This window comes from Shewanella sp. SR44-3, from assembly GCF_014163735.1.
GTDB lineage: Bacteria > Pseudomonadota > Gammaproteobacteria > Enterobacterales > Shewanellaceae > Shewanella.
Window position 1 is genome coordinate 1 of the sequence record NZ_JACJDV010000022.1, and the last position, 12901, is coordinate 12901.

Annotated in this window: 15 protein-coding genes; 14 read left to right on the forward strand and 1 reads right to left on the reverse strand. The window is 44.9% G+C overall.

Features of this window, described 5'->3' with window-relative positions; translation table 11 throughout:
* The first annotated feature begins 299 nt into the window (after positions 1-299).
* From H5073_RS18615 to rimI, 5 genes are all read left to right on the forward strand, one after another.
* Positions 300-533: a transposase gene (locus tag H5073_RS18615; RefSeq protein ID WP_404948394.1), complete on the forward strand. Its 234-nt coding sequence runs from the start codon at positions 300-302 to the stop codon at positions 531-533.
* A gap of 20 nt (positions 534-553) precedes the next feature.
* Positions 554-775, forward strand: a complete 222-nt coding sequence (locus H5073_RS18620) for a winged helix-turn-helix domain-containing protein (protein ID WP_404948395.1) — start codon at positions 554-556, stop codon at positions 773-775.
* A 64-nt stretch (positions 776-839) separates the two neighbouring features.
* Entirely contained in the window at positions 840-1001 is a 162-nt protein-coding gene (locus tag H5073_RS18625) for a transposase (protein WP_404948396.1), read from the forward strand.
* Between the two features lie 518 nt (positions 1002-1519).
* Positions 1520-1870 carry a DNA polymerase III subunit psi gene (locus H5073_RS11790; protein ID WP_182679775.1) on the forward strand — a complete coding sequence of 117 codons (351 nt, stop codon included), beginning with the start codon at positions 1520-1522 and terminating at the stop codon, positions 1868-1870.
* A 7-nt stretch (positions 1871-1877) separates the two neighbouring features.
* Complete coding sequence (rimI, locus tag H5073_RS11795; RefSeq protein ID WP_182679776.1) at positions 1878-2348, forward strand: ribosomal protein S18-alanine N-acetyltransferase; 471 nt, start codon at positions 1878-1880, stop codon at positions 2346-2348.
* Between the two features lie 36 nt (positions 2349-2384).
* Here rimI and H5073_RS11800 read toward each other — a convergent pair whose 3' ends face one another.
* On the reverse strand, positions 2385-2927 hold the full coding sequence (locus H5073_RS11800) for an isochorismatase family protein (protein ID WP_182679777.1): 543 nt from the start codon (positions 2925-2927) through the stop codon (positions 2385-2387).
* A 183-nt stretch (positions 2928-3110) separates the two neighbouring features.
* Between H5073_RS11800 and H5073_RS11805 the strand changes: the two genes are divergently transcribed.
* From H5073_RS11805 to H5073_RS11845, 9 genes are all read left to right on the forward strand, one after another.
* Positions 3111-3986 (forward strand): cobalamin-binding protein, encoded by an 876-nt coding sequence (locus H5073_RS11805; protein WP_182679778.1) that lies wholly within the window; start codon positions 3111-3113, stop codon positions 3984-3986.
* A 277-nt stretch (positions 3987-4263) separates the two neighbouring features.
* A complete protein-coding gene (locus tag H5073_RS11810) occupies positions 4264-5523 on the forward strand; it encodes an efflux RND transporter periplasmic adaptor subunit (RefSeq protein ID WP_182679779.1) in 1260 nt (419 codons plus the stop codon).
* Positions 5524-5544: 21 nt separating this feature from the next.
* Positions 5545-5778, forward strand: coding sequence for a hypothetical protein (locus tag H5073_RS11815; RefSeq protein ID WP_182679780.1), 234 nt, complete (start codon positions 5545-5547; stop codon positions 5776-5778).
* 10 nt (positions 5779-5788) lie between these two features.
* Positions 5789-6511, forward strand: coding sequence for an ABC transporter ATP-binding protein (locus H5073_RS11820; protein ID WP_182679781.1), 723 nt, complete (start codon positions 5789-5791; stop codon positions 6509-6511).
* A gap of 10 nt (positions 6512-6521) precedes the next feature.
* The gene (locus H5073_RS11825) at positions 6522-7832 is read left to right on the forward strand and encodes an ABC transporter permease (RefSeq protein ID WP_182679782.1); all 1311 of its coding nucleotides are present in this window, start codon (positions 6522-6524) and stop codon (positions 7830-7832) included.
* Positions 7833-7842: 10 nt separating this feature from the next.
* Positions 7843-9051, forward strand: a complete 1209-nt coding sequence (locus tag H5073_RS11830) for an ABC transporter permease (RefSeq protein ID WP_182679783.1) — start codon at positions 7843-7845, stop codon at positions 9049-9051.
* 150 nt (positions 9052-9201) lie between these two features.
* Positions 9202-10710, forward strand: a complete 1509-nt coding sequence (locus H5073_RS11835; RefSeq protein ID WP_182679784.1) for a sigma-54 dependent transcriptional regulator — start codon at positions 9202-9204, stop codon at positions 10708-10710.
* The gene (locus tag H5073_RS11840; protein ID WP_259394885.1) at positions 10707-12062 is read left to right on the forward strand and encodes a PAS domain-containing sensor histidine kinase; all 1356 of its coding nucleotides are present in this window, start codon (positions 10707-10709) and stop codon (positions 12060-12062) included. The genes H5073_RS11835 and H5073_RS11840 overlap by 4 nt, the downstream gene beginning before the upstream one ends.
* A gap of 55 nt (positions 12063-12117) precedes the next feature.
* Positions 12118-12831: an AraC family transcriptional regulator gene (locus tag H5073_RS11845; RefSeq protein WP_182679785.1), complete on the forward strand. Its 714-nt coding sequence runs from the start codon at positions 12118-12120 to the stop codon at positions 12829-12831.
* Positions 12832-12901: the final 70 nt, after the last annotated feature.

The following is a 12901-nucleotide window of genomic DNA, read 5'->3' on the forward strand; positions in this document are numbered from 1 at the left end:
CCGAACTCAGAAGTGAAACACAGTATCGCCGATGGTAGTGTGGGGTCTCCCCATGCGAGAGTAGGTCATTTCCAGGCGCCAAACACGTAAAAAAGCCCATAGCTAACGCTATGGGCTTTTTTCGTATATCTGCTTTGGAAATGACCACTCGAGCATGGTGAAAGTAAACGGTGCGAACGCAGTGAGGTTCAATACCCATGTGGAGGCCAAAATTGTTCCTAACCATTTAAGGCACTTCTCACACCAATTCGCATTGAAGTGTGATCTAATTGAGCTACGACATTTAATACTCTCTAAGCATGACAACTTTATCCTACAAAGAAATACTTGCTCTCTCTAAACAAGAGAAAAATGCTAATAAAAAGATCCGTCTATTAGCCGTCGCTACCTTCTTGCAAATTAATAATCGCTCAGAAGTCGCCAGACGCTTAAACGTCAGCCGTCGTAGTGTCAACGATTGGGTGTCGAGCTTCTTGAACCAAGGCTTGGCAGGCTTAGAGGACAAGCCTCGTATTGGTAAAAAAGTCGATTAACCGCGAAGCAGAAAGAGCAAGTGTGCCAATTTGTTACAGATGCGACCCATTCTACAAAAGATGGCCGTCTAATCGCTGACGACATTCAGCATTTCATCGCCTTACAATGCGGCGTTTCGTATAGCCATTCACATGTTTATTGGTTATTGCATAAGCTGGGTTTTAGTTGGATAACCAGCCGCTCTATGCATCCCCAACAATCTGCTGAGGCACAAGAAACCTTTAAAAAAACTGCAAAATAAGACGATCGACATACTCCCCCGTCTATATCTTTTTGATCGCGTTGATATTTGGTTTCAAGATGCGATGAGGCAGCATTTGAAGCAAATATCAGAAGCCAAGGCCAATGATCGTTATGCGCTAGTGATCCTTGATGGTGCGGGTTGGCATACACAAGTCGTTGCAACTGAGTTTGATCATCTCTGGATACTGAAATTGCCTCCCTATTCTCCTGATTTGACCCCATAGAGCAGGTGTGTCAATGGCTACGCCAGCATTGTCTAGCTAACTGCTGCTTTAAAGACTTTAACGATATGGTTGAGCAATGTTGTCGAGCATGGAATACATTCATTGAGTGTCAACATAGGATAAAACATTGTGCCATAGGGATTGGGCCAAGTTGGGAAGTCTTTAATCGTAATTGGTATAATAAAACAATGAGGCCACGCTAATCGGGTGCCCTTTTTTTGCTCTGAAAATGATTCTTTGAACATGGGATATAAAGAGTAAATGCGCCACATGCAGAGGCCAAAATTTTTCCAATAGTTTAGGCTTCTTTCCATTATTTTTGGGGACAATACGGAGGACTTGTCCGCAGCTGGCCATGCCGGAGTGTACTCAGGTTTAGCTTTAGTATTTACTGGCGTTTAACTCTAGTGACTATTGCGTTATCCTTGGCTGATATTAATTCTTGTTCGATATTAAAATACTAAAACTAAACACTCATTTAATGTGATGAATCGTAGTAACAGGACTGTGAGAGCGATATGGATAAGAAGGTATTTTTAGATGCGATGGGCATTAGCCGTTGGCACTTTGGCGCAGAAGAGGTTAAGCCTTTTATGGTGTTATGTGATGGTGAATTTGAATCATATCCAGAAAAGCAGCCGCTTATTGCTGAAGTATTATGCTTATTAGGATTAAAGCTGTCTCAGTGCCAATTTGGCGCTATGCCGATTAAAGGTGTGCAAGTGGTGTGGGATCTGCGCCATACTAAAACTCGGCCTCGAACTGCTTGGATTAACAGCGAGCCACTGTTAGCTTTACTGTCGAGCGATGGCAGCCTGAAGCGTGTCTTGTGGCAACAAATCTGCCAACATTTAAATCAATCCTCCTGAGCCCTTTATGCACTCTACTCAATATGTCGTTCGCCCTCTAGTTGAGGCTCACCTTGATGCTATGCTGTTGATCGAACACGCCGCTCATAGCCACCCTTGGAGTCTTGCTAATCTAGCCGATTGCTTTGGCCGACTTCACTATGGTGCTGGTTTATTCTTACAGCAAGCGGGGGGGCCGGATGCGTTAGTGGGATTTTTTCTCATGCAGCAAGTGATTGATGAGGCAAGCTTACTGGATATTTGTGTTGATCCTAAGTTTCAGGGGCAAGGCTTGGGTCGTCTGTTAATGAAGCAGTTAATTGACGAAGCTGTTAACCGAGATGCAGCTGTCATTATGCTCGAAGTAAGGGCTTCAAATGTTGGCGCTATTCACCTCTACCAAAGCTTGGGCTTTATAGAAGTGAGTCGCCGCAAAAATTATTACCAGAGTCAAACTGGCTATGAAGACGCCATCTTGATGGATCTGACGTTTAATTAATTTTGATGTTTTAAAGTTAAAGTTTAACTATCTGATTTATTTTATTAATTTAAGCAAAGCTTTGAATGTCTCTCCACTGGCTTGGTGCTGTATTTCGAATAGGGTTGACTCAACATTAGTGAGTTTGGCACCCAAATTCATCATCATTTGAATGCCCAATATCTTATGGTCGTTACTGCGAGACGAGGTAGCATCTGCCACTAAATGCACCTTAAAATCATGTTCAAGTAAGTCTTGGCAGGTTTGATAGACACAGACATGGGCCTCTATTCCTGCAAGTAACACATTAGGGCGATTAAGTTGCTTAAGCTGAGTTTGAATGTCTTGGCATTGCCAAGCGCTGAAATGAGATTTTGCTATTGGCTGGGTTGATTTTTCAAGTAACCTAACCAACTCTGGGCTGGTCTGCCCCAGTTTGTTGGGGAGTTGTTCGATCCAAATAATCGGAATATCCAGTAGCTGCGCACCTGAAATTAAAATACTCAAATTATGGTGCAACTGGGCAGTTTGATTCATGATTTGCGCCAATTGACCTTGTACATCGACAATAAGTAATATGCTATCTTTTGCTGTTAACATGCCAACCTCTCGATGAGTTTTGGTTTGTCATCATGCCCGATACAGCAAAGGACTGATGTCGGTTGATCGAATTACTGCTTATTTAATGAACGCTTGGTTGTCACTTTATAACCTGATTTTTATATAATAGAAAGCATTAAGCTGTTACTGAGTTAATTTGCTTAAGCGCTTAATAAGGAAAATATGCCTATTTTTATAATGGCTTTAGTTAATCGTATGGTGGCTTGTCTGCTAGTTTGTCTTTCTTTGGCAGCAACGTCCTGCTGGGCTCAGTCTGTCCCCATGGCTGTAAAAGCGCCTGCTAAACGCATTATTGCGTTGTCACCTCAAGCCGTTGAGATGCTCTATGCCATAGGTGCTGGTGATTTGATCATTGCGACCACAGATCATGCAGATTTTCCTGAGCAAGCGAAATCCATCCCCAGCATAGGTGGTTTCTATGGTTTATCCATTGAGCGTATCGTTGAGCTTAATCCAGATCTTATTGTTTCTTGGGCGAGTGGCAATAAGTTAGATGATTTACAGCGATTGACTCAACTGGGCTTTACTCTATTAGATAGCGATCCTAAGACTTTAGATGATGTCGCTGTGGATCTAGAGCGTTTAGGTGCCGCTACAGGGTATGGCGCTCAAGCTAATGCATTAGCCAATGACTTTCGTCAACAATTAGCTAAAGTTCGCCTCGAAGCGCTGAATAAACCTAAGGTGAAGTTATTTTATCAGCTCTGGTCAGAGCCATTAATGACGGTTGCAAAGCACAGCTGGATACAGCAAAGTATTTCAGCCTGTCATGGTGATAATGTGTTTTTTGCAGCAAGCAGTGATTATCCTCAAGTGAGCGTAGAGAATGTGTTACTTACGGGGGCTCAAGTGATCATTCAGAGTAAAGATAAAGGCAATGTGCTGGGGATTGACTGGTCAAAGTGGCCTGAGCTTCCTGCTGTTAGCCTGCAGCATATCTACCAGCTTGATGCGGATTTACTCCATAGAGCCTCGCCACGTTCAATTATGGGGGTTAAGGCTCTATGTGATGTGCTTGATAAGGTCCGCTCTAATTAGTCCAGCTGTTTAAGCCCAGGCTCTTCCTGTGTGTCCGATCGGACACTTTTCATGGTTCCGGACACTTTTATTTAATGTCCGCGGACACATTAGTCATACCCACCCAAAAATACATTCACAATATATCATATTGTTTAATAATGATTTATTCCTTTCCTGCTGACGTTGGCACGGCTTGTGCTTTGTCTATGTTATAGATTAATTAAAAGTGTCCGTTTGAGAAGGTATGGCGTGATGGTACTACCGGTGGCTCGAACGGTAAGGACAAGGATGCAAGATGATTAAAGATACTAGCGCTCAAGATAAGCAAGTCTTACCCAGTCGAGTGAAAACTTTAAAGGCACCGATATTATTGGGTGTGTCTACGGTGTTGATGAGTGCCTTAGTGTGGGCAAGTTTTTCTGGCGAGCAAGCCAGGGTGTCAGTGGATGCAAGCGAGCTTAGATTTGCGACCTTGAGTCGCGGCACGCTAGTACGAGACATTGCAACTACAGGAAAAATTGTAGCGGCCAATGCGCCCATCCTTTACAGCACAGAGGAAGGGGTGGTGACCTTATTAAGCCAGCCTGGGGACGATGTTGCTTTAGGGCAAGTGGTTGCCCAGATTGAAAGCCCCAGTTTATTGAGCAATCACAAGCAGCAGCAAGCGTTACTTGAAGGCATGGCTAGTTCATTAGCGCGGGCTAAGTTAGATGCTAGGCGTCAGCAATTACTGGTCAGCCAAGCTTTAGATATGGCTAAAGTCGATTTAGATGCCGCTGAGCGTGAGAGCCGCCGCGGTGATCAATTGATTAAAAGTAAGTTGATTAGCAAGATAGATTTTGAGAAGAGTAAAGATGATCTGCACAAGGCTAAGCTAGTCCACAAGCATGCCTTGGAAGAAGTGGCACTATTAAAAGACACCTTAAGTTTTGAGCTGCAAAACAGCGCGCTTGAAGTGGATAGGCAGGCCTTAGTGGTACTTGAATATGAGCGTCAAATCGAAGCGTTAAAGATAAAAGCGCCAGTGGCTGGGATTATAGGTAACTGGTTAGTCGAGCAAAAAGCGCGCATTGCTCCCAGTCAACCGATCCTAACGGTTGTTGATTTAAGCGCTTTTGAAGCCGAGCTTGCTGTGCCAGAGGCTTACGCCGATGAACTAGGTTTAGGCATGGACGTTGAGCTTAATTTTGGCAATGTCAATCTAGTGGGCAAGCTTTCATCTATCTCGCCAGAAGTGCGTGAGCGTGAGGTATCTGCTCGAGTGCGATTTGAAGGCAGCGACAAGCTTATGCTACGCCAGAACCAACGCCTGTCGGCGCGAGTATTACTGGAACACCGACCTAATGTGTTGATGGTTAAGCGCGGAGACTTTTTGGCCCAAGGTGGCAGCCACGTATATAAAGTGGATGGTGAATTGGCGCACCTTACGAGTATTGAATTGGGTGCCCGCAGCATGAGTCAAGTTGAAGTGCTTGCTGGTGGTGAAGAGGGCGATGTTTGGGTGATATCTGGCAGCGAGTTATTTAAACAAGCGGCAAAGGTGCAAATTAACTAACGTAAATTGAAGGAGGATCCCGTGATGAATCACTCAACACCCAGCTATCTCGGCATTTTAGCCCTAGGTCTTCTGATGGTTGCCTTAAGCATAAGTATTGATACTGCCACGAATTGGCTCAGTTTAAGCCTGGAGATTGTCGAGATGACGTCCCAGAGCAGCAAAGATGGTTTTGAAAAGGTCGGCGAGGTTGATGGATTGATAGCACTCATGCTGTGGCTCATCGAGCAAACCGCACAAATATTACAAAAATAAGGACATCACTATGTTAACCATGAAAAACATCAGCAAGGTATTTAAGACTGATTTAGTGGAAACCCATGCCTTGCGGGATTTCAATCTAACAGTTAATGAAGGTGAGTTTGTCGCTGTGACAGGGCCATCGGGCTCAGGCAAGACCACTTTTTTAAACATCGCCGGCATGCTAGAGGGCTTTACTCATGGCGAGTACTTTCTCGATGGCGAAAACGTTTCCAACTTAAGCGACAACAAGAGTGCCTCGGTAAGAAATGAAAAGATTGGTTTTATATTTCAAGGCTTTAATCTTATCTCGGATCTTAACTTGGCAGAAAACGTCGAAGTGCCACTGCGCTATCGAGGCTTTAGTGCCAAAGAACGTCAGCGCCGAGTAAAGCAAGCCTTAGAACAAGTCGGCCTCGGCGCCAGAATGGAGCACATGCCAAGCCAGCTTTCTGGTGGTCAGCAGCAAAGGGTTGCCATAGCAAGGGCGCTAGCAGGCGAACCTAGATTCTTACTCGCTGATGAACCCACAGGTAACCTAGACAGTTTAATGGCGCGCCAAGTGATGGAGCTACTTGAGAACATTAATAAAGCGGGCACCACTATTATTATGGTGACCCATGACGCTGAACTTGCCCGCCGCGCTCAGCGCAATATCCAAATTGTCGATGGCCAAGTGTGTGACTTTAATAGCTATCAGCAGCCCTCAGCCGTAATGGCTGAGCGTGTTGCTAACGCTGGTCGCTAAGGAGAAGTGTATGTTTTTTTATTATTGCGACTTAGCCTGGCGAAGCATTAAAAAAACGCCAGCGCTATCGGTACTTATGGTACTGGCTATTTCAGTGGGCATTGGCATCACAATCACCACGTTAAATGTGTATCAGATGATGGCGAATAACCCTGCTGGGGAGCGCTCTGTTCAATTAAATGCAGTCATGCTTTGGAGTCAAGGGCCAGACACTTGGACTAAATTTAATCAAAGCATGACCTATCAAGATGCGATGGGGTTAAGGAACAGCAATATTCCTCGCCGTCAGGTGGCTTCATTTAGAACGGGTATGGCGGTTCAGTCAGATAATAAAGCTGTTGAGCCTGAGTTACAGGGCATTCGAGTGACCGATAGTGACTTTTTTAGTATGTTTTCAGTACCGTTTCTCTTTGGTGACACATGGGATAAAGGCATTGATACACGGGCTAGTTATCAAGTGGTTATCAGCGAAGCTCTAAACTTGAAGCACTTTAATGGCGCCAATAGTGTCGGTAAGAATTTGTATCTCAATGGCAAGCCGTATCAAATCGCTGGGGTAATTAAAGACTGGAATCCCCAGCCCAAATATTACGACCCAACCAATGGCGCTTTTAATGATGCAGAAGAGATTTATTTACCATTCTCGCTCACGCCCATTGAAGAGTTTGAAGTTTGGGGTAATACCAATGGTTGGCAATTCGAACCTATGGACAACTATCAAGATAGGCTTAATTCTGAAAAAGCTTGGGTGCAATTTTGGGTTGAGCTGAATAGCTCTGAGCAAAAGGCAAGTTACCAAGAGTGGCTAACTCAATATGTAGAGAAGCAAAAATCATTTGGCCGCTTCAAAGCAGATAAAAGCCCCAAAGATTCAAATAGCCTGAAGGACGTTCAGCAATGGCTTGAGTACAACAAAGCGGTGAGTAAAGACAATAAAATCCTCGTTGGACTGAGCTTTTTGTTTTTAGCCGTGTGTTTAGTGAATATTTTAGGGCTTATGCTAACTAAGTTCTTAAAAAGGGCGCCAGAAGTGGGAGTACGCCGAGCTATAGGGGCAAGCCGTGGGCAGATCTTTAGCCAGTATATGGTCGAGGTTGGGGTCATTGGGTTGTTGGGCGGCGTGATAGGGCTAATATGGGCATGGGTTGCGCTGAGTGTCTTAGCGGCTCACTTTGATATGGCTAAAAGCCTAACCCAGCTTGATCTCAGTATGTGGTTTATCACTCCAGCTATTGCCATCAGTACCGCAGTGCTCGCGGGGCTTTATCCCGCTTGGGTAGTGTGCCGCACTAATCCTAGTGTTTATCTTAAAAGCCAATAAGGGGGCGAGTATGCTACATATTAAACCCATCATTTCGAGTTTACTGCGCAGTAAAAGTGGCCCGGTATTATTGCTAGTTCAGATAATTTTATCTGTCGCTATTGTGGCTAATGCAAGCTTCATTATTCATGAGCGCATCGCCTTAATGCAGCGTGATTCAGGTATCGCCGAGGAAGAAGTACTGACCTTCAGCCTGTATAACTTCGATGAGCGCATCGACAACGCGCTGCAAAATAAGCAAGATCAGCGCATTCTTGCCGCACTGCCCCATGTACAGGCCGTGACATCCACCAATATGATCCCCTTAAGCGGTGGTGGTTGGTCTGATGTTTATGTTGATAGCCCAGATAAAGACACAGGTAAGAGTACGCCAAACTTTGCTTTTTACTTAGGTAATGAGCAGATGCTAGACACCTTAGGGCTCAAGCTGATTGAAGGGCGCAACTTTGCTACTGAAGAAGTGCTGTATAACTTAACGGATGTGGGCGCACAGGCGATTGTCTCACAGCCTTTGGCAAAAGCCTTTTGGGGGGATGAATCTCCCGTTGGTAAGATCATGTATCAAGGGACTAACAGCATAAAAATTGTTGGCGTAGTTGATAAATTACAGGGCGCTTGGGTTGATCACGATAATTTTGAATACAGCGTGATCCAAAACGTTGATTTTGGCGGTGACAGCAATAACAAGTCCTATATGCTTAGGGCTAAAAAGCAATATATTCCTGAGCTTAAAGAGGCCATCGTTAAGGCGCTGCATCAAGAAAATCCTAATCGAGTCATTAATCAGATCCAAACCGTTGCCGAATATAAGGCAAGCTCTTATCGTCACCATGAATTAATGGTGGCAGTGCTTACCTTGATGGTGGTGTTATTACTGCTGATCACCTCCCTAGGTTTAACCGGTATGGTGATGTTCAACATCCAGCGCCGTACTAAACAGATTGGCACCCGCCGTGCTTTGGGGGCAAAAAAACGCGATATTATCAGTTATTTTATGCTGGAGAATTACCTGATTTGCCTCGTTGGTGGTGTGCTTGGGGGGTTACTCGCCATACAGCTTGGACAGCAATTAATGGCAATCTACAGCTTGCCTATGCTGGAGTGGCAGTATCCTGCGCTAACCTTAGTGGGTTTATTAATTGTGACAAGCCTTGCGGTAATAGTGCCAGCAACAAAGGCGGCGAATATTTCTCCGGCCATTGCGACCCGCAGTGCTTAGCATTAGTTGCACAGGCCAATAGCAGAGCACCACTGTAAAAGCCTAATAAAATCTAGGTTTTATTAGGCTTTTACTCTGTGTTAGGCTACGTTTAGCCGTTTTAATTTTCATAACTTAGATTCACTAATACAGATAAATCAATAGGATAAAATGGATAACATCCTCATCGTTGATGATAACCCATCGATATGCAGCGCCTTAGCCTTAATGCTAGATATTCATGGCTATCAATGCGTAACTTGCCATGGGCCAGAAGCGGCGTTAGAAATTATGGGGCAGCAAAACATCAGCCTGGTCATTCAAGACATGAACTTTAGCCGCGACACAACCTCTGGCGAAGAAGGTAGAGCGCTGTTTTATGCACTAAGGCAAGCCCAAGCGGATGTGCCGATTATTTTAATGACGGCCTGGACCCAATTAGAAACCGCAGTCGAGTTAGTTAAAGCCGGCGCCGCCGATTACATGGGCAAACCATGGGATGATGCCAAGTTGATTAATAGCGTCACTAATCTACTGGCAATTTATCATTTATCTAGAGCTAACCAGCAGCTTAGCCGCGCAGATGCGCAGCGGATGGCGTCTATCACTAAAGGGGAGTTGTGTGGGTTAATTTTTGCCAGTGGCGCAATGCAGCGCTGCGTTGATTTAGCGCTGCAAATCGCTCGCTCAGATGTCTCAGTGCTGATAACCGGCCCTAATGGTGCGGGTAAAGATAAAATTGCCGATATTCTCCACGCCAATTCCCCCTTAAAAGATAAACCCTTTATTAAAGTTAATATTGGCGCCTTGCCGATGGATTTATTAGAAGCTGAGCTTTTTGGCGCAGAAGCGGGGGCTTTTACTGGGGCAACCAAAGCCAGAATTGGCCGCTTTGAGGCTGCCGATGGCGGTACGTTATTCTTGGATGAAATCGGTAACTTACCTTTGTCTGGGCAAGTAAAATTATTACGGGTGCTGCAAACCGGTGAGTTTGAGCGCCTTGGCAGTCATCAAACCCGTAGGGTCAATGTGCGGGTACTCAGCGCCACCAATGCCAACTTAGCTGAAGATATTGCTAAGGGGCTATTTCGTGAAGATTTATTCTATCGCTTGAATGTTATTGAGCTTAAGTTGCCACCATTGCATGAGCGTATTGATGATGTCTTGCCCTTGGTGCAACACTTTGTCGGTCAAGAGGTGAGCTTGAGTAAGCCCGCCCAGCTTGCACTGCTTAATTACACTTGGCCGGGGAATGTGCGCGAATTAGAAAATGCCTGTAAAAGAGCCGTATTGCTAGCGCCTTCAAGCTTATTGACGGCGGCTGACTTTGGGTTTTCAGGGGCTGAGTTACCTAATCATTTGCAAAGTACAGCTGTTGAGGGCTCTGTTTTTCAGGGGATGGGTCTTCAATCATCAAACCTTCAAGCTCCAGTTCCTATTCTTACTCCAGCGTTGCAAGATGTCGAAGCCCAGCATAACGAAGCGCTGGATAATGAAGCGCACTATAACGAGCTACAGCCCCAAATAGCATCAAACCCACAAATAAGCCAAGTGGATATTGAACTGGCGCTGGTGGAGCATAAAGGCGTGATAGCGAGAGTGGCGAAATCATTGGGTCTCAGCCGTCAGGCGCTGTATCGGCGCATGGAGAAATTTGGCATTCAGGTGACTAAATCATGACGCGCGGTTCAGGTTCTTCGCCAATGCGTAAACAGCCGCTGTTTAGACTATCCATAGTGCAAAAGATGATGTTGATAAGCCTGCTTGCCAGTGTGTTTGGTTTTTTGCTGGCCGCCATAGTATGGCTTTACGCTCAAGGTGATTTTTTGGTCGTCGGCGTGGTGGCCGCAATGCTTGCCAGTAGCTTAATGGCGTGGTACCTCAGTCGCTCGTTTTCTCAAAGTTTAGCCGCACTGGAAGTGGGCCTGCTTAACTTTAAAGATAATGATTTTAGTGTTTCTTTGAGCGCCCAAGGGGAGGGCGATTTTGATAATTTAGCTCAGCTTTATAATCAGGCGGCCGCGCAATTACGCAGTGAGCGGCAATTTATTTATCAGCGTGAGTTGCTACTTGATAAAGTGATTCAAAATTCACCCAACGTGATGCTGCTCCTCGATACAGAGCTACGAATTGTCTATGCCAACACAGCTGCAAGGCAGTTATTGCACCAAGGCCAGCTTGTAGAAGGCTTGAGTCTAAAACAGCTGTGCGCCAGTTTAGCCCCAAATTTTGCTGAGTTTTTACTCGGGGATAAAGAAGGCTTGTTTTCATTAGGAGAGGCAGAACCCGAAACTTGGCATATAAGTCGAGGAAGATTTAGCCTTAATAATCAAGAGCATAATCTTATTTTGCTTAAACAGCTAACCCGTGAGCTTAACCGCCAAGAAGTGGCGGTATGGAAGAAGGTTATTCGCATTATCAGCCATGAGCTGAATAACTCAGTGGCCCCCATTGCCTCCATGGTAAACTCTGGGCGATTACTGACCCAAGGTATTGATAAACCACAACTTAAACTTATTTTTGATACCATAGAAAACCGCACTTCGCATTTGAGTGAATTTATCTGCCATTATGCCCATTTTGCTAAATTGCCTTTGCCGCAACGCAGGCTGGTGGATTGGCACAGTTTAACCGCACAATTGGGCCAGCATTATGGCTTTAGCCTCAAGGGTGACTTACCACAAACCCCAAGTTATCTGGATACCATGCAGTTAGAGCAGGTACTGATTAATCTGCTTAAAAATGCCCATGAATCAGGCTCAGCCTTTGATGCGGTAACGCTTTCTATTACTGATATGGCACTTCCGCAATCGGGGGTCACGGTATGCGTTGAAGATGCTGGCAGTGGCATGTCGAGTGAAGTGCTAGAGCAGGCCTTATTGCCTTTTTATTCCACTAAGCAGTCGGGCACAGGCTTAGGTTTGCCCCTGTGCCGAGAAATTGTTGAAGCTCATGGCGGGCGCATAAGTTTGCAAAACCGCCAGCCTCAAGGATTAAAGGTCAGCCTGTGGCTGCCTAATGAAGATGCATAGCCGGAGTCACAAAGTGGGTTATAATTACATTTTTCTACGCTAACTTGTTGTTTCTATGAAAACTAGCTTAAGTATCCGTGCTTATACCAAGCAGCTAAATTGCCATATTCATGATAGCTATCATCAACTGGTATTACCGTTGCAAGGGAATATTCATATTGATATGCACGGTTTCATTGGTAAGGTAACAGTTGGTGAGTGTGTTGTTATCCCTAAAGGAGTCGCTCATGGATTTAATGCCGATGAAGTGGCACGTTTTATCGTCGCTGATTTGGAGATGTTGCCCGCTCATTTGATCAATAACAGCTTAGCTGTTTTTTCAATCACCCCGCCTTTACTTAGCTTCATTAATTTTGTCCAGAGGCAACTTGAGTATCAAGTAGATCAAGCTATTGAAGACTCAATGATGAATACCTTCAACCTACTGTTAGAGCAACAAGAATTAGTTCAATCTGTTGACCCACGTATTCGAGTCGTACTCGCGACGATCGCCGAAAAACTCGAAACACCCCTCACGATTATTAATTTAGCTGAAGCTGCTTACTTGAGTCCTACACAGTTCAAAAAACTGTTTAAAGATAACGTAGGGACAAGTGTTCATAAATACATCACTTTGCAACGAATGGAAAAAGCTAAAGCATTACTCTCTCACACGGATCTCCCCGTACAGTTAGTTGCTGACCGCGTTGGGTATACTGATCTTTCAGCCTTCAGCCGCAGGTTCTCAATGCACTTTGGTGCATCACCAAGGGAATTTTCTCGAACTTGACTAAGATAGTCTGATTAAGCCACTATTCCGTCCTTTTAGCAAAAAAATCTGCGTTAATTTTTATTATGCT

Coding starts and splice junctions, on each gene's coding strand:
- H5073_RS11820 (WP_182679781.1), top strand. CDS start 5,789: ATGTTAACCATGAAAAACATCAGCAAGGTATTTAAGACTGATTTAGTG.
- H5073_RS11845 (WP_182679785.1), top strand. CDS start 12,118: ATGAAAACTAGCTTAAGTATCCGTGCTTATACCAAGCAGCTAAATTGC.
- H5073_RS18615 (WP_404948394.1), top strand. CDS start 300: ATGACAACTTTATCCTACAAAGAAATACTTGCTCTCTCTAAACAAGAG.
- rimI (WP_182679776.1), top strand. CDS start 1,878: ATGCACTCTACTCAATATGTCGTTCGCCCTCTAGTTGAGGCTCACCTT.
- H5073_RS11790 (WP_182679775.1), top strand. CDS start 1,520: ATGGATAAGAAGGTATTTTTAGATGCGATGGGCATTAGCCGTTGGCAC.
- H5073_RS18625 (WP_404948396.1), top strand. CDS start 840: ATGAGGCAGCATTTGAAGCAAATATCAGAAGCCAAGGCCAATGATCGT.
- H5073_RS11810 (WP_182679779.1), top strand. CDS start 4,264: ATGATTAAAGATACTAGCGCTCAAGATAAGCAAGTCTTACCCAGTCGA.
- H5073_RS11835 (WP_182679784.1), top strand. CDS start 9,202: ATGGATAACATCCTCATCGTTGATGATAACCCATCGATATGCAGCGCC.
- H5073_RS11825 (WP_182679782.1), top strand. CDS start 6,522: ATGTTTTTTTATTATTGCGACTTAGCCTGGCGAAGCATTAAAAAAACG.
- H5073_RS11800 (WP_182679777.1), bottom strand. CDS start 2,927: ATGTTAACAGCAAAAGATAGCATATTACTTATTGTCGATGTACAAGGT.
- H5073_RS11805 (WP_182679778.1), top strand. CDS start 3,111: ATGCCTATTTTTATAATGGCTTTAGTTAATCGTATGGTGGCTTGTCTG.
- H5073_RS11840 (WP_259394885.1), top strand. CDS start 10,707: ATGACGCGCGGTTCAGGTTCTTCGCCAATGCGTAAACAGCCGCTGTTT.
- H5073_RS11830 (WP_182679783.1), top strand. CDS start 7,843: ATGCTACATATTAAACCCATCATTTCGAGTTTACTGCGCAGTAAAAGT.